Genomic DNA, 24,461 nt, shown 5'->3' with positions numbered 1-24,461 from the left:
ATTGGTGTTATAATTATAATTTCCCAAGAATTTCTTCCCAATTCATTCCTTCGGGGGAATATCCGGTTATCCAATTTACAATATAACTGTCAGCATTGAGAAGTAATATTTGAGGGACAGAATCGTCAGAACCAAAGGCAGATTTTATCTGAGCAGCATTATTTATCACTTTAACGCCAAAAGAATCATAAATCCACCATTTTTTTAATTTATCAGTATTTTCTGGCGAAATAAAAAATAATTTAATTTTTTTATTATCAAGCAATGATTTCACTTTTTTTAAATCTTTAAAAGCTCGTTCACAAGGACCACAAGTAGTATTATAGAAAAACACTATTTTTGGAACTTTGTTATTAGCAATATCTTCTTTTGTCCCATCAACATATTCAATTGAAGGGAAATTATCCCCAATCTTGGTTAAAGGGAAACCATATTTTTTGCTAATATCTGCAACAAATTTATCGACATCGCTATATCCCATTTTTGGAGTTAATTTTTTTAATTGAGCATATCCAAGCGAACGAACTGGTAGCAATGAATGCGAATAATAATAATATTTTGAAGCTGAATCTAATATGGACAAACTATCATATACCAATCCTATATCATAGTAGAACAAAGCTTTTGATGATAAATTGTAATTAATTTTCTCTGCTATCTCTTTCATATACCCAAGATATTTATCGTAATCCTTCGTTACAAAAGCTAACTTTTTATAAGCAGATGGTAGCATTCCTATTCTGGAATAAAGACTATGAGAATAATCTTTAATTTTATAATAATTATCACCATCAACAAAATAGTTAATATAATCGGTATATAGTTTGCTTGCTAAGATCTCAGCAGATTCTAATGAATCAGGTAAAAAATTAAATGTTAGAATATTAAATTTTGGAATCAATAAATTATAATCTGTCTGACTTTCTAAATTTTTGTTGATCAACCATAGAATTATTGAAGTCGGTAGAATTTTGACATTTTTCGGACCAGGTTCTATCATACCTTGAGAAAACATAGAATTTGGGCAGTATTTTACAATATTCTCTATTATCTTTTTTATATTAACCGTGTCTTTTTCATAATTATTAATAAATAATTGCTGTACAGCACCGGCAACATATTGATTATTCAATATATTAGAACATTTCAGGTTTTGTGCCAGATTTTCAAGTATTTTGCTGTGTTCTGAGTAATCCATAAGCATTGTGTTGCCAACTAATTTCAGTAATTGAATATCGGGAGAATCTTTTTCTTTTTTTAATTCTTGAAGATGTTTTCTAACTGAATCTGCTACAAATATCTTTTTCTCCATTTCATATAGCCATCGCACTAAATAAATAGCATAGTTATCAGGATAAAGGCTTCTTTCATTGTAGAAATATTTTAAATAATTTTGAGTGTCTGCAATATACAGCAATGTTGAATTTGCTCCAAATTCATGTGTGTTTTCATCTTTATAAATTGGTAAAGTGATTGAATAAGGACAGGATAAATCAGCTAAAGGTGTTGTAAGAGCAAAATACACAGATGAGGCAGATTCAGGTATCCTAACAAAACCGCGATAAAAAACGCTGTCAATTTTTTCAAGTTTTATTATCTCATTTCTCGAAAAACCATCTTTTTCAAATATAAAAGATATTGCAGAATAAAAAACTTTAGAATTTAGTCCGCTTGTTTTCCAGAAAAATTCATATTCATTGCCCTGAATTAATTTTTTACCATTTTTTATGAATAGCAAATCAGCATAATTAAAATTATTATTATTGGTTAAGATTTGTTGCGAGCAACCAAGTACCATTAGTGCTAAGAATATAAACAATATCTTTCTCATAGTTCACCTTTTATTGTTAATAAAACAGGGCAGGTGTATAACCTACCCCAATTTGATTATTCTCTTTCATATTGACCTGTTTCTGGATTATAAGAAGTCGGGAACTCATCATAAGTCCCAAAAATAGATTCCCAATCTTTGGGTGGTGAGGGAATATTGGCTATGCCATACCACCAGGTAACCCAGTCCCAACAGTGGCATTCGTGCTTTACGCTTGGCTGACACTGTCCTTGCCCCCATTTTGGCATACCTTCTTCATCATAGTGTGTCGATATCGATACCCACTTACCATAGCACTGAGGATTTCCAGGATAAATATCAATTCGCCAACTTGCACCTTCCGGAACAATTGACGGTGCGTTAATACCAGAAAATAGAATTGACGCTGATAAAAGAAGAACACTGAATATAACAAATATTTTTTTCATTTTTTCACCTTATTTAATGTTGAAAATAATTGAATATTAGAAAAATATATTAGATAAAAGAGTAATTTATGATGCTCTATTGTTTTGGTGGGGGTCGCAAGTATTTGCAAGAGCAAATAAGCCATAATATTACAAGTGAAAGTCCCCCCCCCCCCCGCAATACAATAAGCCATTAATTATCAAGCACTTATACGCTTCTGAAATAGAGGAATTATATATATCGCAATGCTTCCGCATTTTGAAGATTATTAAATGAAAAAAAATGAATAAAGAGAACTAAAATCAATACAACAGAAATATATTAAAAATCAAAAAGAAATGCAAGGAAAAAAATTGTTTTGAATAATAGAATTAAAAAAAAGTTAATATAAAATTAAAGAATATTAATGAAATTTACATTAAATTTATATTAAGTAAGACTAAACCAACTATAAATACAAACAAAATAATCACTTGCGTCAAGAAAAGAAAATTTATACAAAAAAAATTAATCTTTAATTATTGCTTTAAACAAGTAGGATAGTTTTGCCTTTGTCAAAAATGTTTTATTAACAATAAGGTTTAAACAAATGAAAAAATTAATTCTACTATCACTCTCACTTTTCTTTTATCTAAATTTGCAAGCGCAGCCAGGCTGGACAGTTGGAGATTTTCATCAACACACAACATTTACTGATGGTTCGTACAGTATTTTCCATATGATGACCAAAAATGCGGAGTTTGGTTTGGACTGGTGGGCAAACAGCGAACATGGCGGAGCATTTAAAATGAACGGTTTGTATTCTGGAATTGATTTATTTGGTGGTTTTGATTCAACAGGGAAAGTGCTTCCCGTAATAACATATTGGGATTCACATTCACCAACAAAATTAATTGGCGATGGGACTTCTGGAAAGAACCCCAAGATGTGGAGATGGCAATCGATAAGAGACTTCTCGTACGCAGCAGTTCAGTTAACAAGGAAAATTTATCCAAACAAAATTGTACTACAAGGAGTCGAATGGAATGTACCTGGACATGAGCATTGCAGTATAGTAATTTTAGGCGATCAATACAAACAAAATGATAATGCAAATGTTGTGGCACAATTTGAATTCTTGTTTGACGCTTCAGACAAGGATACTAATGGTGGATTATCACAAGGCTGGCAAGGGAAAAACCACGTCAATAATCATCAGAAAGCAGTAGAAGCAATTGCCTGGTTGCAACAAAATCATAGAAATACAAGCTGGGCAATAATTGCACACCCAGAGAGAAAATTGCCCGGCAAAGGCGGATATACAATCGCTGATTTAAGAGACTTCAATAATGCCGGACCAGATGTTGCATTTGGCTTTGAAAGTATTCCAGGACATCAAAAAGAAAAATATCGCGGAAGTTACTCTAATACAAGCGCTGGTGGAGGCACATACGGAGGTGCCGGAATATATTCAGCAAAAGTTGGTGGACTATGGGATGCTATGCTTTCCGAAGGCAGAAAATACTGGTTGTTCTCAAATTCAGACTGCCACAATACAACTGACGAAGGTGGCGACTTTTATCCCGGCGAATACCAAAAAACTTATGTTTACGTAAGCGATAAGAAAAATCCACAAGCTATTATCGATGGAGCACGTTCCGGTAACGTATGGGTTGTATCGGGAGACTTAATTGATAGCTTACATTTCTTTGTTGAAAACGCTACAATGGGCGAAACTTTAGTAACAGATAAAAAGTCGGTAAATATTACCATAAGATTCCACGTTCCATCAAAACCAAATCACAACGTTTGGTCTTCATACAACAGACCGGAAGTGAACAACGTTGTTTTGATTGCAGGCAAAGTCGGAAACAAGATAGATCCATCAAGCCCGCTTTACAATGTAGATACAGTAGCAACAACAAGAATTATTGCAAGATTTGATGCAAACGGAGGTATTACAGATAGCAAAGGTATTACAAGCAAGAAATGGTCAGATATCGGCAATGGCTGGAAAGAAATGACAATCAATGTGTCTGTTGATAATCATATGTATTTCAGATTACGCGGTTCGAACTTTGGCTTGAATGTTCCAAATCAGACTGATGGACAAGGTAATCCACTCAGCGATACATTGGAAGGTTACGGCAAAAACACTGCTGCAAAATCTTTCGATGATCTCTGGTTCTATTCAAATCCAATTTTTGTTAAATCAAATGCTGCAACTTCTATCGAAAACAGTAGCGAACAAAACATAAGAATATATCCTAATCCAGCAAATAAGTATTTTGTAGTAGAATGCGAAGAAGCATCAACAATTCAAATCTTCGACAACAATGGGAAAATTGTATATTTTGATAAAGCATCCAATAGCAATAACCGAATAAGCACAGAAAATTTACCAAGAGGAGTTTATTACGTAAAAATCATTAATAATTCGAACGTTACCACAAAACAGATTGTAATTGAATAACTAAATATAAAAAGAGAAAAAAGCCGGGGTGAAATTATTTTCCCTCGGTTTTTTTATATAATAAATATCTGAAAAAACAAACATATTAAGCAATCTAACTGCATTTCTTTTAATTGCACCACTGAAGAAGACTTTGCATATGAACATAAAACAATTAACAAATTGCCTATTTATTCGTATATTTATATAATGTAAAAGTGTATGAGAACGAAATGAAAATAACAAAAAATCTGAACAAATTTATTTTAGCAACAGTTATCGTCGCTATTGTGTTTTCATTAATAACTATTTTAGATAACGAGGTAAAAAATCTGCTTGTTGCCCAGCAGCAAGGAAAATCTTTCCGGTATATTCCTAACGAAGCTTTTGGATATAACGAAAAATTAAATTATAAAGTGGGTTATAAATTTATTACAGCCGGTACTGGATATTTTCATATTCAGCCAAATCCGGTTTACAGAAACGGGCGCGAATGCTATGATGTCCGGTTCGAGGTGCGTTCGCTGCCAAGCTTGGAAATGCTGTACAAGGTGCGGGATCGTTATCGGACTGTGCTCGATGTGGCAGGAATTTTTCCCTGGGAATTTGAGCAAAGTATCCGCGAGGGAAACTACAAAAGAGATGCCCGGGCAATTTTCGACCAGGTAAACAACACAGCAACTGTTAAAGATAAGCAATACAAGGTGCCTGAATATGTCCACGATGTAGTTTCAGCCTTTTACTATACTCGCACGCTTGACTTGAAATCTATGAAGGACGGACACGTCTTCTATTTGAAGCATTTTTTTAAAGATACAACTTATACTCTGGGAGTGAAAATTCACCGCAGGGAAACAATAGATGTTGAAGCTGGCAAGTTTCGCTGTATTGTTATTGAACCGCTTGTTGTAAAAGGTGGGCTTTTCAAGAGCGAAGGCAGCATTTTCATCTGGCTTAGCGACGACGATCGCAAAATTCCTGTAAAAGTGGCTACACGAATTTTAATCGGATTTGTAAGTGCAGATTTAGTATCTTATAGCGGCACACGCGGTCCGGTAACTGCAAAAATTAATTAGGGGGAAAGATGCGAACTAAATTGATTGTATTTTTGCTTACAGTTGTTTCTGTTTTTGCCCAAAACGATAAAACTCAGGTTTATAATTCCTTATTGACTAAATATGGAAATATCACTTCGATTTCCTTGAAGTTCAAGTCGCTGAACAATCATTCGCTGGAAGGAAAACTTGATGCACAAAAGGGAAACAAGTATGTATTGCGTATGGGCGATAGGGTAATCACTTGCAATGGTAAAACTCTCTGGAATTATTCAGAAACAGACAAGAATGTAATCATAAGTAATTTCGATAGTAATATACACACGAACTCGTTGGAAAACTTTTTCTTTTCGCTGATTTCACAGCTAAATCCAGTTGAACTAAAAGTTGAAAGTTCTTCCCGGGGAACCTCGTTTAAAATATTGACGCTTGAACCAAAAACAAGCGAGCAATTTTCGCAAATAAAATTGTGGATTGATACCAAAGGAGAAATTGCCTCTATTTCAATCATTAAAGACAAAAATGAAGAAAAATGGGCAATCTGGGATGTCAGGATAAATCCAAAATTTGAAAAAGAATATTTTAATTTCAAAGCACCCAAAAACGTTGAAACAATAGATATAAGATGAAAATATTAGCGTTTGAATCAAGTTGCGATGAAACATCGGTTTCGATTGTTGAAAATGGACAAATAAGAAGCAATATTATTTCATCGCAATATTTTCATAAAAAATACGGTGGGGTTGTGCCCGAGCTTGCATCGAGAGCACACCTTGAAGCAATTTGCGAACTCACCACAATTGCTTTCGAGCAAGCAAAACTTCTTCCAACAGATATTGAAGCAATTGCAGTTACAACCGAACCGGGTTTGATTGGTTCGCTGATAGTCGGCTCGAACTTTGCAAAAGGGCTTTCGGTTAAATACAATTTGCCAATTGTTCCAATAAATCATATCGAAGGACATATATATTCCGGATTGATTAGCAATAGCGGGTGCGGCTTTCCATTTATTAATCTGCTTGTAAGTGGAGGACACACAGCAATTTTCTTAGTGCATTCATTTAATGATTATGAAATAGTTGGGCTTACCCGGGACGATGCGGCAGGAGAAGCCTTCGATAAAATTGCAAAACTTTTGGGACTTGCATATCCCGGTGGACCTGAAATTGATAAATTAGCACAACTCGGCAACAGCAAAAGATTTGATTTTCCGCGCTCTATGATAAATTCCGGAGATTACGATTTTAGTTTTTCCGGATTGAAAACCTCTGTAAAAAACTTTGTTTATAAGAATTATCCGGGTGGTGTTCCCAGTGAGGTTTTGCCGGATATTGCTGCTTCGGTGCAAGCGGCAATTGTGGATGTGCTTGTTGCAAAAACTATAAGAGCAGCAGAAGAGCATCGAGCAAGGAACATTGTGATTTCAGGCGGAGTATCTGCAAACAGTTGGCTCAGAGAAAAAATGAAAACGAAGGCAGCAGAAATTGGAATTTCCACATATGCACCCGAAATGGGATATTGTATGGACAACGCAGCAATGATTGGTTTCATTGCCGAGAAGAAGCTACTTGAAAAAGGGCGGGAGTCTTTTTTCAGATTAGATTTTCGGGTAAGTGCAAATGCACTTCGTTCAAGAAAGAAAAATGAATAATTAATTAAAAAAATTACATTTCTCTCTTTATTTCAAATTTGAAATAATTTTTTTATTTTTAATCATTTATATTGCAATTTATTGGCTTGGTTTTTGTCTTAGATTTTGTATGAAAAGTCAAAAATAAATTAAAGAATGATGAGAAAAACAGGACTATACACAATTTTATTAATTGTATTGCTCGCAATTGTGCAAGTGGCGAAAAGCCAGCAGCCAGAGAGTGAAATTCTCGAAATAAAAGTAAACAATATACAAATTAATTTATCGGATGAAAAAGAGATTGTGGTGCGACAGAGCGATACAATTACTTTCAAATATGTTATAAAAAATATACCGAAAAACGCCGGTAATTCGTTTTACTATCGTGTAGTTCTGCGAACAAAGCAAGATTCGAGCTTTAAGGTTACTGGTTCAGATGTTGTTCAATATTCTGATTTATTTGAGGATAATTATACTTTTGTAGCAGGAGGATTTGATTTACAGGGGCGCTGGATTGCCAAAACAAGTACAATTACATTCAGGGTGAATAATCGAGAGGCTGAGCTTCTTGATAGATTAGAGCAATACGAAAGGCATATCGAAAAATTAGAAAAAATGCTACCTGAAAAAACAAAAATCAGTTCATTTTTATTTGATAAAGTATCATTAATTTTTGGGTTGACATTTGGAATAATAATTGCCTCAACGATTTTCTTTATCTATGTTGGAATTAAAAATAAAAAAAATAAAGGTGAAAATATGGACGAATTAGAAAACATTGTAATCACAAAAGAAGAGTACAACAAGATAATGTCCGAAAACAGCAATCTTCGTGCTGAAATATCTGCATTACGTGGACAAATTGACGCTCTTCAAGCCCGTTCGAACGATATGCGTAAGCAAAACAAGGAATTACAAGAAAAGCTTAATCACTTATCCAATTCCAAAGCAGAATTAGAAAATCTGCAGCAGCAAAAAGATGAACTTTTTGCATTGATTATTCACGATATAAAAAATCCGGCAGCTTTGATTAAGAGCCTTGTAGATTTGCTTCGTTCGTATGATTTATCAGCTGTTGAAAAGCAAGAAATTATCGAAGATATTGCAGAAACAACAGCTCGTATCGTTAGCCTTTCGCAGGAAGTTACAAAAATTCTTGCTCTTGAGACAACAAAGCTTGAACTCAATATTGAAACAGTTCCAATTGCTGATTTAGTTGAGGATGTTGTTAATAGAAACTTTGTTTCAGCAAAAAGCAAAAACATTGAAATGACCTTCGACATTGCAAAGAACTTACCTGAAATCGAAATAGATGTACAAAAAATTGACGAAGTACTCGACAACCTTGTATCAAACGCAATAAAGTTCACTCAAAAGGGAGGGAAAGTGCACGTAAAATCTTATCTTGACGATAATAAAGTAATTATAGAAGTCAATGACAACGGACTTGGACTCACAGAAGACGACATAAAACGAGCGTTTCAGCGAGGGAACAAGCTCTCGGCACAGCCAACCGGAGGAGAAACTTCTACAGGTCTTGGTTTGTGGATAGTGAAGAAACTCGTCGATGCGCACAATGGAAGAGTATGGGTAAAAAGCACTCTTGGAAAAGGTTCATCATTCGCATTCTCACTTCCAATTAAGCAAAAGAAAGAAGAAGTAACTGCATAAAAAAAAGGCGGGGAGGTGAGCCCCGCCTTAACTCAATCAGGATTTATTTTAATTTCATACCAGCGTCTAATAGTTCATTAACTTTACTCATAGAATCTGCTTCGGCATAGAAGCGAATCAGAGGCTCGGTGCCGGAGGCACGAATAAGCAACCAACCACCATCAATATAGAACTTGTATCCATCAAGAGTATTGATACTTTCGACAGCAAATGGACCAATTTTTTCGGGTAGTTTTTGAGCAGCCGCAAGAATTGCCTTCTTTCTGTCGGGTGTAACTCGGACATCGCGACGATGATACTTGTGTGTGCCGAGTTCTTCGTCGAGTTCGGCTGAAAGCTCTTTGAGAGACTTGCCACGTACAGCCATAACTTCGAGAATAAGCATAGCGTTAAATAATCCGTCGCGTTCAGGGATATGCAGGATTGTGCCCAATCCACCGGATTCTTCGCCACCGATAAGAACTTTGGTTTCGTTCATTATTTTAGCAGTGTGTTTGAATCCGACTGGTGTTTCGACAAGAGGTAAATTTTTAGCTTTGCAGTATTTATCGACCATCGATGTAAGTGAAACGGTTTTGACGACGGTTCCGCGTTTCTTTTTCTGCTCGTACAGATATTTGAGCAAAATCATAAATACGCGATGAGAATCAACAAAATTACCTTCGTTGTCGATTAGCCCGACGCGGTCGGCATCCCCATCAGTAGCAATACCGATGTCGTATTTACCTTCCTTGACTTTTTCAGCTAAAATGTAGAGGTTTTCAGCAATAGGTTCGGGGTGGTGAAGCTCACCAAAAGAAGGATTGTATTCATTATGAATAACGTCAGCATCGGGGAGAAGCAGATGAATTGTGTCGATACCAGCACCATACATAGGGTCGTAAAGGATTTTAAAGTTGGCAGCATTTACAGCTTGCATATCGACTTTTTTCTTAATCTGGCGGATATAAGACTCTTTTGCATTGAAGAGACGAATTTTCTTCTGTTCGATATATTCATCAAGAGTTTTCAAATCAAGCTGAGGTGGTTTTTTCATAATAGATTTGAGTTCATTCTCTACCATAGCGATTTCGTCAGTAGTAGCAGGACCACCGAAACTACCCTTGAGCTTAAATCCATTGTATTTTGGTGGATTGTGAGAAGCAGTAATTACAACTCCGAGTTGCGAACCTTTTTGCTTGGTATGGAAAGAAACTTGCGGAGTAGAAGAGACAGAATCGGTAAGGTGAACAGTAATTCCCTGACTTGCTAAAATAGCGGCAGTTTCTTCGGCAAAATCTCGCGATAGAAAACGCGTATCATAGCCGACAACGACGCTGGGATATTCTACATCTTTATAGTGATTTAGAATATGCTTAGCAGTTGCATAAGCAACCAACCGAACATTATCGAAAGTAAAATCACGAGCGATAACGCCACGCCAGCCATCCGTTCCAAATACAATTGTCATAGTTTCTATAAAAATTAGTTTAACATCAAATAATAATTAAAGTGAGTAGCTATAAACACTTCTTCCGGCATAAATTGCAGCGTCGTCGAGCATATCTTCAATACGAAGGAGTTGATTGTATTTAGCAACTCTGTCGGTTCTGCTTGGAGCACCGGTTTTGATTTGACCAGCGTTAGTTGCAACTGCAATATCTGCAATTGTGGTATCTTCGGTTTCACCGGAGCGATGCGAAATAACGTTGTTGTAGCCAAATCTCTTAGCAAGAGAAATTGCTTCCAAAGTCTCAGTAAGAGTTCCGATTTGATTAACTTTAATCAGCACAGAATTAGCAATATTTTCTTTGATACCTTCGGCAATGATTTTTGGATTAGTAACAAAGATGTCGTCAGCAACAAGCTGGATGCGACGACCTAATGCTTCTGTGAGTTTTTTCCAACCGTCCCAGTCGTGTTCGCCGAGACCGTCCTCGATAGAGATAATCGGATATTTATTGCATAGACTAATATACCATTCAATCATTTCTTCGGAAGTCTTGTATTCGCCGGTAGATTTAAACATTTTATATTTGCCGTTTTCCCACATTTCGCTTGCAGCAGTATCAATTGCCAAAAGCACATCATCATTTGGTTTGTAACCTGCTTTTTCTATAGCTTCGAGAATTACTTCGAAAGCTTCTTCGTTTGATTTCAAAGATGGAGCGAAACCACCTTCATCACCAACAGAAGTATTATAACCTTTGGATTTAAGAACAGATTTCAGATTGTGAAAGACTTCGACGCCAATACGCAAAGCTTCTTTGAAAGTGTCGGCACCAACGGGAACAATCATAAATTCCTGAATATCAACTGTGTTATCAGCGTGTTTGCCACCGTTGAGAATGTTCATCATCGGAGTAGGCAAAAGTTCTGCATTAATTCCGCCAATGTATTTATAAAGTGGTAGCCCGTGGTACTCTGCAGCAGCTTTTGCAACAGCAAGAGAAGCAGCAAGCATAGCATTAGCGCCAAGATTAGTTTTATTTTCTGTGCCATCGAGTTCTATCAGAATAGAATCAACCTGTTTTTGTTCTGTAGCATCAATTCCTTCCAAAGCGTCGGCAATAGCATTATTCAAATTATCAACTGCTTTTGTAACACCTTTGCCTAAGTAACGGCTTTTGTCGCCATCGCGGAGTTCGCAAGCTTCTTTTTCGCCGGTGCTTGCACCGCTTGGAACAATTGCGTGTCCGTAAGAACCATCAGCAAGGATTACCTCGCATTCAACAGTTGGGTTGCCACGTGAATCAAGAACTTCACGACCATAAATATCAACAATGTAGGAACTCATTTTTATCTCCAAATTATTAATTAATTAAAAAGTCAATTTCTTTTGCTAAACTGAAATCTCTGGAAGTAATTCCGTTAGCAGCATGCGTCGAAAGCACAACACGCAATTTATTCCATCCGTATAGCAAAATATCGGGATGGTGGTCGTGCTTCTCAGCTAAAATAGCGATAGAATTAATTAAGCCAACGGCAGAAACAAAGTTTGAAGCAACAATTTCACGGACTAACGAATTATTTTCGATAGTCCATAACGGATTTTCTTCAAGAAAATCCCGGATTTCGGTTTCTGTAGCAGTAACTAAATTGCTCATTATTAAATATGGTTCTTAATTCTTTCAACAAAATGTTGTTTCGGAACAGCACCTAAGATACGATCGACTTCCGTCCCGTTTTTAACAATAACGACAGTCGGAATGGAGCGAATACCATACATCATAGCAACTTTTTGGTTGTTATCAACATCAAGTTTGCAAACTTTTATTTTGCCTTCGTATTCAACAGCGAGTTCTTCAATAATAGGTGCAATCATACGGCAGGGTCCGCACCAGGTAGCCCAAAAGTCGATCAAAACCGGAATATCTGATTTTACAACAACTTCATCGTAAGTATCATCAGTTAAATGAATAGGTTGAGCCATAATTTTCTCCGAAAATGTAAAATAACAAACAGTAAGATTTTTTTTTGACGAATTACATTAAGTGTAATTTTATAAATATTTAATGTTTGCAAATAAAATATTTTTTGTAATTTTTTGTCAATAAATTGATTATTGCGTAATTTTGCACAACGCTGTTGTGCTTATTTTGAAATAAGTTAATAACCAACAATATAAGGTACTCTCTATGAACCAAGGTCATATTGTTCAAGTAATCGGTCCAGTAGTGGATGTCGAATTTCCAAATGGTCAAGTTCCAGCGGTCTTAAATGCATTAGAAATAATGATGAAATCTCCGGAAGATGGAAGCGAGAAAAAATTAGTCTGCGAAGTACAACAGCATTTAGGTGAAGATCGTGTTCGTTCTGTTGCAATGGATTCTACTGATGGTCTTGTGCGTGGAATGCCTGTAATAGATACCGGCGAACCGATAAAGGTGCCGGTTGGTCCGGAAGTGTTAGGCCGGCTTTTGAATATTATCGGCGAACCGATAGACAACAAAGGTGAGATAAAAACTAAAGAACGTTCCCCAATTCATAAAGCACCACCTCAGTTCACAGCTCTTTCGACGAAAAAAGAAATGTTCGAAACAGGAATTAAGGTTATAGATTTAATTCAGCCATTTACAAAAGGTGGAAAAACAGGTTTATTTGGTGGAGCAGGCGTTGGCAAAACAGTAATTATTCAGGAACTGATACATAATATTGCTAAGCATCACGGTGGTTATTCTTGTTTTGCTGGTGTAGGCGAACGCACTCGTGAAGGAAACGACTTGTATCTGGAAATGACCGAATCGGGAGTAATTGATAAAACAGCTATGATATTCGGGCAGATGAACGAACCACCGGGAGCCCGTTCGCGCGTAGCACTCACGGCTCTCACCGTTGCAGAATATTTCCGCGATGTCGAAGGACGTGATGTGTTGCTATTTATCGACAATATTTTCCGTTTTATTCAGGCAGGTTCGGAAGTGTCGGCACTTCTCGGGCGAATGCCATCAGCGGTAGGTTATCAACCGACTTTGGCAACTGAGCTTGGTTTCCTGCAGGAGCGAATTGCATCAACCGACAGAGGTTCTATCACATCAGTTCAGGCAGTGTATGTGCCGGCAGACGACCTTACTGACCCGGCACCAGCCAATACATTTACACATCTTGATGCAAAGACAGTTCTTTCGCGTCAGATAGCTGAGCTTGGAATTTATCCGGCGGTAGATCCACTTGATTCAAGCTCGCGTATTATGGACCCACTTGTAATAGGCGAAGAGCATTATAATGTTGCTCGTGCTTGCGTAAATGTTCTTCAAACATATAAGAACCTGCAGGATATCATCAATATTCTGGGTATGGAAGAACTTTCCGACGAAGATAAATTAACAGTATATAGAGCACGTAAAATACAGAAATTCTTCTCTCAACCATTCTTTGTTGCAGAACAGTTCACTGGTTATCAAGGACGTTACGTAAAGATAAATGATACAGTAGCAAGCTTCAAAGCAATATTGGATGGCGAATGTGATGATATTCCCGAAACATTTTTCAGTTATGCAGGGACTATCGACGAAGTATTCGACCGATTCAAGAAAAGTAGAGCATAGTAGAGGTGCATAAGTTGAAAACTAAGATGTTGTATATAGAGCTTGTTACCCCCGAAAAGAAAATCTTTTCGGGAGAGGTGCAGTCTGTGTGGTTTCCCGGCTCGCTCTCACCTTTTCAGGTGTTGCCAAATCACGCACCAATAGTATCCTCGCTCGATGCTGGAATACTAAAATTTCTTGATGGACAAAACAAAATAGTAAAATATGCGATAACTGGCGGTTTTGTTGATTTGCATAACAACAAAGCAAGCATAATGCTCGAAAAAGCAGTTTCATCAGATGAATTAAAGCTTGACGAAGCAAAATTGCTCTTGGAAAAAGCAAAAGCCGCTATAAGTGGTGCAAAGCAATCTGAAGATAAAATAAAAGCACAGAAAGAGTTAGATTTTGCAAAAGCTTGCTTATCGATTTTGCAGGAAGATAATTGATATTTTTGATTGAAAAGAGGCGTTTATGGAAGAAAAAATATTATTTGAAGGGATTACATACGACGATGTTTTGCTAATTCCGGGATATAGCGAGGTTTTGCCGAGGGACACAGATGTAAGCTCGCGCCTTACGAAAACTATAAAATTGAATATACCTATACTTAGCGCTGCGATGGATACAGTAACCGAAGCTGAAATGGCTCAGGCTATTGCCCGCGAAGGTGGGTTGGGCGTAATACACAAAAATTTAAGCATTCAGCGACAAGCAGACCAGGTTGATAGAGTCAAACGCTCCGAAAGCGGAATGATAAAAAAACCAATAACTTTGACAGGCGACAGAACTGTTGCCGACGCTCTCGAAATGATGGCTAAGTATAAAATTTCTGGTATTCCTATTGTTGATGAAAATAAAAAACTTATTGGCATTGTTACAAACAGGGACTTGCGGTTCAATCCTGAACGAAGCGAATTGCTTAAAAACATTATGACTAAGGACAATTTAAAAACAGTCCCGGTTGGAACAACATTAGAAGAAGCTGAAACACTTCTACAGAAATACAGAATAGAAAAACTTCCTGTTGTTGATGATAATTACACTCTTTGTGGATTAATTACTTTTAAAGACATTCAGAAAAAGAAGCAATTCCCTCGCGCTTGCAAAGACGAACAAGGAAGGCTACGAGTAGGTGCAGCTGTCGGTATTTCGGCGGATACTATGGAACGTGTGGCTGCTTTGATAGAAGTTGGAGTTGATGCAGTATTTGTTGATACTGCACACGGACACAGCCGCGGTGTTCTTGAGATGGTGAAACAGATAAAAAGCAAGTATCCGGAATTGCAAGTAGTTGCCGGGAATATAGCAACTGAAGAAGCGGCAAAAGCACTCATTCGTGCAGGTGCAGACGGACTGAAGGTTGGCATTGGACCTGGCTCGATTTGCACAACAAGAATTATTGCAGGTGTAGGTGTGCCGCAGCTCAGTGCAGTGATAAATGTAGCGAAAGTTGCGAAGGAATTCGACATACCAGTAATTGCTGATGGCGGAATAAAACAAACTGGCGATATTGCCAAAGCAATAGCAGGCGGTGCCGATAGCGTAATGATTGGGAATTTGTTTGCCGGGCACGAGGAAAGTCCCGGAGAAAAGATTATCTATGAAGGTAGGGTTTATAAGATATATCGGGGGATGGGCTCGCTCGGTGCTATGAGTCAGGGCTCAGCAGACAGATATTTCCAGGACGTAGAAGAGGAAATATCTAAGTTCGTTCCGGAAGGAATAGAAGGAAGAGTTCCATTTAAAGGTAATGTCGGAGATACCATATATCAAATTGTAGGTGGATTGCGGGCATCGATGGGATATTGTGGATGCCGGACAATTACCGAGATGCAGCAGAAAGCAAAGTTCAACAGAATTACTTCTGCCGGATTGCGGGAATCGCACCCACACGATGTAAGAATCACCAAAGAATCGCCAAATTACTATGTATAATAAATTATGAAATTACAATGACTTATTCTCAACCTAATTTTATAACACAATACCCAAAAATAGTAGACAAACGTTTTCATCAATTGCGTTTCAATATTGAAGAAAACAAATGCGAAGCAGCAGTAATCACAAAACTTTCGAATATCAGATATTTAACTAATTTTTCGGGTTCGTCTGCTTTTTTGTTTGTAACGGACGATGAAGTGCATTTTGTTACGGACGATAGATATGAAGAGCAGATAAAAACAGAACTTTACGATCTGCCAAATTTACAGGTGCATATTACAAGAGATGCGTGGGGATACCTCGCAAAAAGCAAATTTTTGAACAAAGTAGAAAATTTAGGTTTCGAAGCAGACCACATTCCATACGGCGATGCAGTTGAAATACGGAACCGGATCAGACCTTTAAAATTCAAACCAATCAATAATTTAGTAGAACGTTTTACATATCCCAAAGCACCGGAAGAACTTGAATATATAAAGCAAGCTTGCAAAATTGCCGAGAAAGTTTACGAAGAAATGCTTGGTTTCATTCAGCCCGGAATGTCGGAAAAAGACATAGCAATTGAAATTGCATATCGCACACGCAAGCTTGGAAGCGAAGGCGACCCATTCGATATTATTGCTGTATCGGGACCACGCACGGCACTTGTTCACGGCAAACCATCAGACCGAAAAATAAAGAAAAATGATGTGATTTTGCTCGATTTTGGTGCAAAAGTGCAGGGATTTGGTTCGGACATCACCAGAACTTTCTGTGTAGGAAAAGCAACAAAAGAGCAAAAAGCTATATATAAGTTGGTTTACGATGCAAAAAAAGCAGCTTGCGAGGCTGCCCGCCCCGGAATGAACGGGAAATTACTCGATGCAGTAGCACGCAAAATGATTGACAACGCCGGATATGGAATTAACTTTCAGCATTCATTAGGGCACGGAATCGGTCTTGAAGCGCACGAAGGACCAATCATTACTTTCCGCCGCGACGACCAGATAATTCCCGAGGACGTTGTGCTTGCAATCGAGCCGGGCGTATATTTCCCGGATAAATTTGGTATGAGAGTAGAAGACGATATTTATATTACCCGGAATGAAGTAACGATGCTAACTAATGCACCTGAAGAACTAATTGTCATTTAATTATGGATTTTGAAACTGACGATAAATTAGCGGGAAATAATTCAAGCAATCTTAATACACTTTTTATTGCTTATTATTTCCCGCCAATGGGACTTAGCGGTGTTCAAAGAAGCGTAAAATTTGCGAAATATCTGCCGGAAAACGATTGGGATGTGTCGGTGCTCACAACAACGCCATCTGTGTATTACGCTTACGATGAAACATTGCTTGAAGAACTGAACAATCCTAAAATAACAATATACAGAACACCACCAGATGCAACTCGTCTGGCTAAAAAAAAAGGTTCCAACCTAATACGCTATCCTTCGCATTTTTCGCAAAAGTTTAAAAGAATTATCCTGCAATCTTTTTTGCAGCCCGATAGCCGTATTGTTTGGAAGAAAAAAGCAATTAAGCTTGCCGAAGAAATAATTGAAAACAATCACTTTCACGCACTTCTTGCAACTGCCCCACCGTTTACTGATTTTCTGATTGCAAATGAATTGTCAGAAAAATATGATATTCCATATGTAATAGATTACCGCGATCTTTGGGTAGATAATGCATACTACTACTATCTGACACCATTTCATCGGATGAAAGCAATAAAGATGGAAACAGAGGTGCTGACTCGAGCCAGACGAATTGTAGTTATCAACCGATTTATGAAAGAAAAATTGCTCCAAAGATATAAGTTCTTATCTCACGAAGATATTACAATTATTCCACACGGTTTCGACGAACAGGATTTTGCACCATACCGACATTTGTCGCCCGACCCGAATTATTTCACTATAACGCATTCCGGTTTGTTTCCGGACGACCTTACCCCAAAATACTTCCTTAAAGCTTTGTCGATGTATTTAAAGAAAAACAATGAAGCGAAAAACAAAGTCAGAGCTGTGTTTATTGGACTTATGCGGAAACCGCACGAGAAACTAATAAAGAAGTATAATTTAGGCGATAATGTTGTGCTCAAAGGTTATTTACCGCATACTGATTGCGTTAAAGAGCTTATGCAGTCCGATGTATTGTGGATGATGTCCCCAAATAACATAGTAACACCTTCGAGATTATACGAATATATCGGTGCCCGAAAACCAATATTAATTTCCATACCAAATGGAAATATCAAACAAACTGCACTTGAAACAGAAGCTGCAATTGCAACAGAGCCTCGCGACACAAAAGCGATAGCAGAAGCTATCGACGCCTATTTCGAAATGTGGAAGAAAGGTTCTCTGCCCCACCCCAACATTAAAAACAGCCAGAATTATGAACGCAGATATTTAACAAAATTACTTGCAAGAGAATTGGCTTTTTCTGCAAATTATTAATGTGGAAAAGTTCAGTTTTATAATCTCTGCAATTATTATTAACTTGTTAATAATCAAGGAAGTTCATTGCTTAGAAAGCGTTTCAGATAGTTAATCAAAAATTAACAATACGTTGTAGAAGAATTAAGAAAAAAGGATTAATTTGCGTAAAATAAACTGTTTTATTTTTCATAATAAAAGGGCATAATATGCTTAAAAAAGTATCCTTAATTATTCTTGCTTTTATAGCAATAATCAATTTTGCTTATTCGCAAGGTGGCACAACCGCATCAATAAGCGGTCGGGTTACAGATGCCGACGGTAAACCACTTGCAGGGACAACCATCAAAGTTGTGCATCAGCCGACGGGAACAACCTCAGGTGCAGTAACAAACAATGCCGGAAGGTTCAACATTATCGGTTTGCGAGTTGGCGGACCATACACTGTTACAATTTCGATGGTTGGTTACGAATCACAGGTTAAGGAAAATATTACATTAGGTATAGACCAGAATTTTAGTATGAACATCCGCCTTGTGGAAAAAGGCGTTAAAACAGGGACAGTAGATGTAGTAGCGGACAAAAACGAAATAATCTCATCGAACAGAACTGGTGCATCGCAATCAGTAACTGAAAGTGAAATCAAGAGCTTACCTACTATTGCCCGCTCCATTCACGACTATTCGAGATTATCTCCTCATATTATTTCTTCAACTTCGGAAGGTTCGAACGTTGGCGGAAGAAACAGTAAATACAACAACATACAGGTAGATGGCGCGATAATGAGCGATGCATTTGGCTTATCGACAGCAGGCACCCCCGGCGGTCAGGCAGGAACAGAACCTATTTCGCTCGATGCAATTCAGGAATTTCAGGTAGCAGTTGCACCATTTGACGTTCGTTTAGGTGGTTTTACAGGTGGTTTGATAAACGCAATAACTCGTAGTGGTTCGAACTACTATCACGGCTCAGCATATTTTTATGGTAGAAACGAGAAATTAGTTGGTAATGCAGTAATAAAAGGTCCAGATGGCAAATATGCTCAATATCCAGATTATACAGATTATCAGGCTGGTGGACGTATTGGCGGTCCAATCATAAAAGACCAGCTTTTCTTCTTTGTAAACGGTGAAGTGCGTCAGCGTGCAGAACCGCAAACACTCGCATACAAAGGCGAAAGCGGTCCAAATGTGTTCGGGCTCACAAGAAACGAACTTAAAGCATTGCGTGATAGTGTAATAGCAAAATATGGCTACGACCCAGGTTCATATGATAAATACACCCGCGATGTAAATAACTACAAAATCTTTATGCGTTTGGATTACAACATATCAAATCAGCATAGATTAACACTGCGTCATAATTTTGTAAATGCAGATCAGGATAATGCTGTTACCCGTTCAGCCACATTCTTCTCATATTCAGGGCAGGAATATATATTCAAGAGTATTCAAAATCAGACAGTATTACAGCTAAATAGTGTTTTGGGGAAAGATTTTGCAAATGAATTTCGTGTTGCATATACCCAAGTAAACGACAAACGCGACCCTCAATCAACGGATTTTCCAAGCGTTACAATTTCATCTCTGGGAGACGACAAGCGTAGTTCGGTAAGTTTTGGTGTGGAACGTTTCTCGCAAGCTAATGCTTTGGACCAGAGCATTCTTGAAATTACAGACAACCTCAATTATTTCTTAGGCGACCACGTAATTACGATTGGAACGACTAATCAATATGTTACTTTCAGCAACTTATATGTCCAAGATGCTTTCGGAACTTATACATTTTCCGGATTAGATAATTTCTACAACAATAAACCCAATAGGTATTATTACAGTTACCTATTGCCAGGAGGAAAAGAAAGAGCAGAATTTTCATACTGGCAGTTAGCATTTTACGCACAAGACGAATGGAAAGTTTTGCCAAATCTTAAACTTACATTCGGATTACGCGGCGACTTATACGCTTTTCCAGATGATCCATCTTATAATGCAAAATTTGATAGTGTTTTCAAAATGAAGACTTCAGAGATGCCAACTTCATTTGCATTTTCTCCACGATTTGGTTTCAATTATGATGTGTTTGGTGATAAAAACACACAGGTGCGTGGTGGTGTAGGGCTTTTTGCTGGTCGCACACCCGGCGTATGGATTGGCAACCAATATGCAAACACCGGTGTTGATTACGGACGCGTTGATGTTACAAGCAATGTGCCTGCATTTGAACCTGATCCAAAGAAACAGCCTAAGCCAGGCGACCCCGGAACAACACTTCAACCAGTAAAGACAACAGAGGTTAATATTACAGATAAAAACTTCAAAATGCCGCAAATTCTGCGTTTTAATGTTGCCGTTGACCATCAGATAACAGAAGGTTTAATCGGAACACTTGAATTTATTTATGGAAAATCAATTAACGAAGTATTATTCAAAAACATTTTGCTGGTGGACTCGCTCGATAACAGTGGCAACAGAGTTACCTCAATAGACGGCAGACCGCTTTATCTAAGATACAACAGCAATGCAGTGATTAAAAGCAACGACTATACTAACGTAATTTATATGACTAACACAAACAAAGGCGACCAATTAAGTATTTCAGCACAACTTCAAAAACCATTCAATCAAGGTATTTTACCAAATTTGAGTGCAAATTTTGCTTACACTTATTCACTCGTTCGTGATGTGAATAGTGCAACTTCGAGCCGTGCAATTTCAAACTGGATGTATAATCCAGCCCCAGATCCAAACAATCCGAAACTCTCCACTTCTTTGTTCTCTATTCCACACAGAATTTTGGCTAATATATCATACAGATATACTTACTATAAGAACGCAGACATTACTGTTGGTCTATTCTACGAAGGGCGTTCCGGTTCGCCAATGTCGTTCTTATATTATACTCAAAGCAATATAACCTGGGACAGAGACGTGCTGATTGACACAAGAGTTCGCGATGCAAACAACGACAATGTATGGGGCAACGACCTTTGCTACATTCCAAACAAATTAACAAATGTAAATGGCGTTTGGCAGGACGACAAGATGATACTTGTCAATGGTGACCAAAATTATACTGCACCCGATGGCACTCAAATGAAATACGTAGAAGCATTCGAAAAATTCTTAAGCGACTGGAAAGACCTAAAACGTGGCAAAATTATGGACAGAAACTCATTAAATCAACCCTGGCGCCATCAGGTTGATTTAAGAATTAGCCAGGAAATTCCAACTGTGGGCAGACAAAAAGTTGAACTCACTCTTGATATTTTGAATGTACTGAACCTGCTCAATAGAGAATGGGGACACGTAAAATATATCAGCAATGGAACATATAGCTTGTTACGTTTTGAAGGATACGACAAATCTGGCAAAATCCGTGCAAGCTACCTGCCTAACACAAGAGGATACAGAGGCGACGACATTTTCGAAACAAGCGACTTCTGGTCTCGCTGGCAAATGCAAGTGGGCATTAGATACACATTCTAATACTTGACTATTACAATAAGTTTAGCAGAGGCACAACAAAAGGTTGTGCCTCTTTTTTTGTTCGGAAAATCACACTTCAATAATTAATTTGCAGTATTAGTGAATTGATGATAAAGGAAAAAATGCCGGGAAAAACAAAAATATTTCTAAATTTAACAAATGGGATAGAAGCAATAGAAAGATTTGGGTTGAAACTTGAAGACGTATCCTTTATTAGGTTGCAGTCCTGCCATTGTGAAAGCAAAAAGTTTGTAGATATTCTGAAAGAATTAGATTATAATTTTCTGATGCATTTGGCGATGGGTTTTCGCTGTGTTGTTTATGATTTCGGGGCTAAAAGCCCCACAAGCAAAGCATTGTATATAGGGCTTACTTGGGTAAAATATGCTTTATACAGGCGTTGGTTTGGGAAAATCATACCAGTCGAGATAAAGGGATGGGATTTAAGCCAAAGATTTGATATGTTTTATAAGAAAATTGATGATAAAACTAAAAGAAAATTAGATTACTTCAAGAAATATCTTTTCACAGAAGAAATTTTAATTGAAACTGTTTCGGATGCCACAATTAATGATAATAAACCGGAATATTTCCGTTCAATTTTAGAAAAGGAACTGTTCAATAGCCAAAAGATTTGAGCTGTCGCTGATTTTGCCGCCATTTGGGACGAACCTTCACAAACAAATCCAGATAAACCGGAGTGCCAAGATGGTTTTCAATGGCAACTCTCGCAAGCTCGCCAATTTGTTTGATTCGTTGACCGTCTTTGCCAATGATTATTGGTTTTTGAGTAGGGCGTTCGACGATGATTTCTGCATTAATGTACCACTTGCCTTTCTCTCTTTCCTTAAATTCAACGATAGAAACTTCCGTAGAATATGGAATTTCTTCTTCACATATCAGGAAAATTTGTTCTCTAATTAGTTCCGAGACAAAAAAGCGTTCGTTTTGCGTGCTAAGCAAATCTTCATCATAATAAAACGGAGATTTTGGGATATATTTGGCAATTATTTCAATAGCTTTTGCAACATCATCTGGTTGATAAGCAGAAATAGGCAAAATTTCAGAGAAAGTATCGGTTTTTGCAAAATAGTCAATTGCAGGAAGCATAGCTTTTTTGTCTTTCAGCAGGTCAATTTTGTTGAGCAGAAGTATTTTAGGAGCAGGCGATTTCCCAAGTAATTCAAAAAAAGTGCTATGAAAAGGTTCTTTGTGGGCAGAATACTCCGAAACATCGAACATCACAAGCAGCACATCAGACGAAAGAACTTCTTCTGTAACATATTCCATCATAGCTTCGTGCAACGCATAGCGTGGTTTGATAAAGCCGGGAGTATCAACGAATACAATCTGAAGATTATCTTTTGTGTAAATACCGAGAACGCGTTTGCGTGTGGTTTGTGGTTTTGGGGTTACAATTGACAGCTTTTCATTGAGCACAGAGTTCATAAAAGTAGATTTGCCGGCATTCGGTTTGCCAATGATAGCAACAAAGCCGGCAAATGTATCTTTTGCAGGAGTATTATTCATTATTGATTATTCTCTGGTGAATTCTTCTTTTTTGAAAAGAATTTTATTAAACCCAAAGGAATAACAACGCAATATCCAATTACAAGCAAAAAAGGAGCAACGACAGTAGCTAACGGGTTGTTCCATTTGCCATCTGGAATAGCCGGCTCCTCAGTAATACCAGTAGCCATCAGCAAATAACCGAGCAAAACAATAGCTATACCAACCCCGATAACAATTAAATCCTTTTTTTCGAGCGGGAATTCCCACTTCACAGCTTTCGACTGAACATTAGAGCGAATATTTCTTTTCTTTTGCATAGCTCACCTACTGACTTTGATACTTTTCTTTCATAATTAATTCAGCAATTTTTAAATCAAATGGAGTAGTGATTTTAATATTTTCATCTTCTCCATCTATGATAGTAACTTTATATCCAATGAACTCGACAAGCGAAGCCTCGTCGGTGCCAAAGAAACTTGCTTCTTTAGCTTTGCGATAGGCAGAAGTAATCACATCAGTCCAAAATCCTTGTGGAGTTTGAATAAGCGAAAGTTTTTGTCTTTCGAGTGTTTTCACAACAAGCCCGGTATTTGTCTTTTCTTTCACAGTTTCTTTGGGAGCAATTCCGGGAATAACTGCACCAAAATCTTCGGTTTCGTTTATAATGCGTTGCACAAGTTTCGCAGAAGCAAAAGGACGAACAGCATCGTGAACCAATACAATTTCGGAATTTTTAACTGTATCTGAAAGCAAACCGTTATAAACACTATCCTGACGCTCCAAACCACCGATAATCACTTCTTTGACTTTATCGCATTTATATTTTTCGATAAGTTCTTTGGTAAAGGTAAACCATTCATTATGAACAGGAATAACAATAGCTTCCACATCCTCGACAGTATCGAAAATGCGAATTGTGTGGACAATTAATGGAATGCCACCCAGCTCAGCAAATTGCTTTGGCACTTGCGAGCCGAATCGCTTCCCCACACCTCCGGCAGGAATAATAACACTACTTTTCATAAATATTTTTTTAATTTTTCAATTTATTACAATT

Annotated in this window: 21 protein-coding genes; 12 read left to right on the top strand and 9 right to left on the bottom strand. The window is 37.5% G+C overall.

The features are described 5' to 3' along the window. Positions 1–13 precede the first annotated feature (13 nt). Both ACY2LT_RS08780 and ACY2LT_RS08775 read right to left on the bottom strand, forming a co-directional pair. Positions 14–1,831, bottom strand: a complete 1,818-nt coding sequence (locus tag ACY2LT_RS08780; RefSeq protein ID WP_491815200.1) for a TlpA family protein disulfide reductase — start codon at positions 1,829–1,831, stop codon at positions 14–16. 56 nt (positions 1,832–1,887) lie between these two features. Beyond that, complete coding sequence (locus ACY2LT_RS08775) at positions 1,888–2,259, bottom strand: hypothetical protein (RefSeq protein ID WP_491815198.1); 372 nt, start codon at positions 2,257–2,259, stop codon at positions 1,888–1,890. Between the two features lie 569 nt (positions 2,260–2,828). Between ACY2LT_RS08775 and ACY2LT_RS08770 the strand changes: the two genes are divergently transcribed. The 5 genes from ACY2LT_RS08770 to ACY2LT_RS08750 all read left to right on the top strand — a co-directional run bounded on the left by ACY2LT_RS08770 (position 2,829) and on the right by ACY2LT_RS08750 (position 9,026). Then, on the top strand, positions 2,829–4,691 hold the full coding sequence (locus ACY2LT_RS08770; RefSeq protein WP_491815197.1) for a T9SS type A sorting domain-containing protein: 1,863 nt from the start codon (positions 2,829–2,831) through the stop codon (positions 4,689–4,691). A gap of 212 nt (positions 4,692–4,903) precedes the next feature. After that, the gene (locus ACY2LT_RS08765) at positions 4,904–5,746 is read left to right on the top strand and encodes a DUF3108 domain-containing protein (RefSeq protein WP_491815196.1); all 843 of its coding nucleotides are present in this window, start codon (positions 4,904–4,906) and stop codon (positions 5,744–5,746) included. 8 nt (positions 5,747–5,754) lie between these two features. Beyond that, a complete protein-coding gene (locus tag ACY2LT_RS08760; RefSeq protein WP_491815194.1) occupies positions 5,755–6,354 on the top strand; it encodes a LolA family protein in 600 nt (199 codons plus the stop codon). Continuing rightward, positions 6,351–7,376: a tRNA (adenosine(37)-N6)-threonylcarbamoyltransferase complex transferase subunit TsaD gene (gene tsaD, locus ACY2LT_RS08755; protein ID WP_491815192.1), complete on the top strand. Its 1,026-nt coding sequence runs from the start codon at positions 6,351–6,353 to the stop codon at positions 7,374–7,376. The genes ACY2LT_RS08760 and tsaD overlap by 4 nt, the downstream gene beginning before the upstream one ends. A gap of 135 nt (positions 7,377–7,511) precedes the next feature. After that, positions 7,512–9,026: a sensor histidine kinase gene (locus tag ACY2LT_RS08750; protein WP_491815191.1), complete on the top strand. Its 1,515-nt coding sequence runs from the start codon at positions 7,512–7,514 to the stop codon at positions 9,024–9,026. Between the two features lie 43 nt (positions 9,027–9,069). Here the strand turns inward: ACY2LT_RS08750 and ACY2LT_RS08745 are convergent, their stop codons facing one another. Genes ACY2LT_RS08745 through trxA form a run of 4 tightly spaced genes read right to left on the bottom strand, consistent with a single transcriptional unit; the run spans position 9,070 to position 12,438 of the window. Further along, positions 9,070–10,476, bottom strand: coding sequence for a phosphoglucomutase/phosphomannomutase family protein (locus ACY2LT_RS08745; RefSeq protein ID WP_491815190.1), 1,407 nt, complete (start codon positions 10,474–10,476; stop codon positions 9,070–9,072). Positions 10,477–10,512: 36 nt separating this feature from the next. After that, positions 10,513–11,802, bottom strand: a complete 1,290-nt coding sequence (eno, locus tag ACY2LT_RS08740) for a phosphopyruvate hydratase (protein ID WP_491815189.1) — start codon at positions 11,800–11,802, stop codon at positions 10,513–10,515. Between the two features lie 16 nt (positions 11,803–11,818). Then, positions 11,819–12,112 (bottom strand): 4a-hydroxytetrahydrobiopterin dehydratase, encoded by a 294-nt coding sequence (locus ACY2LT_RS08735; protein WP_491815187.1) that lies wholly within the window; start codon positions 12,110–12,112, stop codon positions 11,819–11,821. 2 nt (positions 12,113–12,114) lie between these two features. Continuing rightward, positions 12,115–12,438 carry a thioredoxin gene (trxA, locus tag ACY2LT_RS08730; protein ID WP_491815186.1) on the bottom strand — a complete coding sequence of 108 codons (324 nt, stop codon included), beginning with the start codon at positions 12,436–12,438 and terminating at the stop codon, positions 12,115–12,117. A gap of 205 nt (positions 12,439–12,643) precedes the next feature. On the opposite strand from trxA, the gene atpD reads away from it, so the two are divergent. The 7 genes from atpD (at position 12,644) to ACY2LT_RS08695 (ending at position 22,530) form a co-directional block, all read left to right on the top strand. After that, complete coding sequence (gene atpD / locus ACY2LT_RS08725) at positions 12,644–14,053, top strand: F0F1 ATP synthase subunit beta (protein ID WP_491815185.1); 1,410 nt, start codon at positions 12,644–12,646, stop codon at positions 14,051–14,053. A gap of 14 nt (positions 14,054–14,067) precedes the next feature. Next, positions 14,068–14,481 carry an ATP synthase F1 subunit epsilon gene (atpC, locus tag ACY2LT_RS08720; RefSeq protein ID WP_491815184.1) on the top strand — a complete coding sequence of 138 codons (414 nt, stop codon included), beginning with the start codon at positions 14,068–14,070 and terminating at the stop codon, positions 14,479–14,481. 25 nt (positions 14,482–14,506) lie between these two features. Next, a complete protein-coding gene (guaB, locus tag ACY2LT_RS08715; RefSeq protein ID WP_491815182.1) occupies positions 14,507–15,970 on the top strand; it encodes an IMP dehydrogenase in 1,464 nt (487 codons plus the stop codon). A gap of 17 nt (positions 15,971–15,987) precedes the next feature. Further along, positions 15,988–17,109 carry a M24 family metallopeptidase gene (locus ACY2LT_RS08710; RefSeq protein ID WP_491815180.1) on the top strand — a complete coding sequence of 374 codons (1,122 nt, stop codon included), beginning with the start codon at positions 15,988–15,990 and terminating at the stop codon, positions 17,107–17,109. A 2-nt stretch (positions 17,110–17,111) separates the two neighbouring features. Then, complete coding sequence (locus ACY2LT_RS08705) at positions 17,112–18,425, top strand: glycosyltransferase (protein ID WP_491815179.1); 1,314 nt, start codon at positions 17,112–17,114, stop codon at positions 18,423–18,425. A gap of 188 nt (positions 18,426–18,613) precedes the next feature. Continuing rightward, positions 18,614–21,892: a TonB-dependent receptor gene (locus ACY2LT_RS08700; RefSeq protein WP_491815178.1), complete on the top strand. Its 3,279-nt coding sequence runs from the start codon at positions 18,614–18,616 to the stop codon at positions 21,890–21,892. 107 nt (positions 21,893–21,999) lie between these two features. Beyond that, positions 22,000–22,530: a hypothetical protein gene (locus tag ACY2LT_RS08695; protein WP_491815177.1), complete on the top strand. Its 531-nt coding sequence runs from the start codon at positions 22,000–22,002 to the stop codon at positions 22,528–22,530. Here the strand turns inward: ACY2LT_RS08695 and era are convergent. Genes era through ispD form a run of 3 tightly spaced genes read right to left on the bottom strand, consistent with a single transcriptional unit; the run spans position 22,511 to position 24,427 of the window. Further along, positions 22,511–23,422, bottom strand: a complete 912-nt coding sequence (gene era / locus ACY2LT_RS08690; protein ID WP_491815176.1) for a GTPase Era — start codon at positions 23,420–23,422, stop codon at positions 22,511–22,513. The two genes, ACY2LT_RS08695 and era, sit on opposite strands and share 20 nt — an antisense overlap. Further along, complete coding sequence (locus ACY2LT_RS08685; protein WP_491815175.1) at positions 23,422–23,721, bottom strand: DUF3098 domain-containing protein; 300 nt, start codon at positions 23,719–23,721, stop codon at positions 23,422–23,424. The genes era and ACY2LT_RS08685 overlap by 1 nt, the downstream gene beginning before the upstream one ends. 7 nt (positions 23,722–23,728) lie before the next feature. Further along, the gene (ispD, locus tag ACY2LT_RS08680) at positions 23,729–24,427 is read right to left on the bottom strand and encodes a 2-C-methyl-D-erythritol 4-phosphate cytidylyltransferase (protein ID WP_491815174.1); all 699 of its coding nucleotides are present in this window, start codon (positions 24,425–24,427) and stop codon (positions 23,729–23,731) included. Between the last annotated feature and the right edge of the window lie 34 nt (positions 24,428–24,461).

It is taken from the genome of Eximiradius proteiniborus (genome assembly GCF_058546985.1).
Note: the sequence above shows the minus strand (reverse complement) of the source record. Positions and strands in the feature narration are given on the sequence as shown.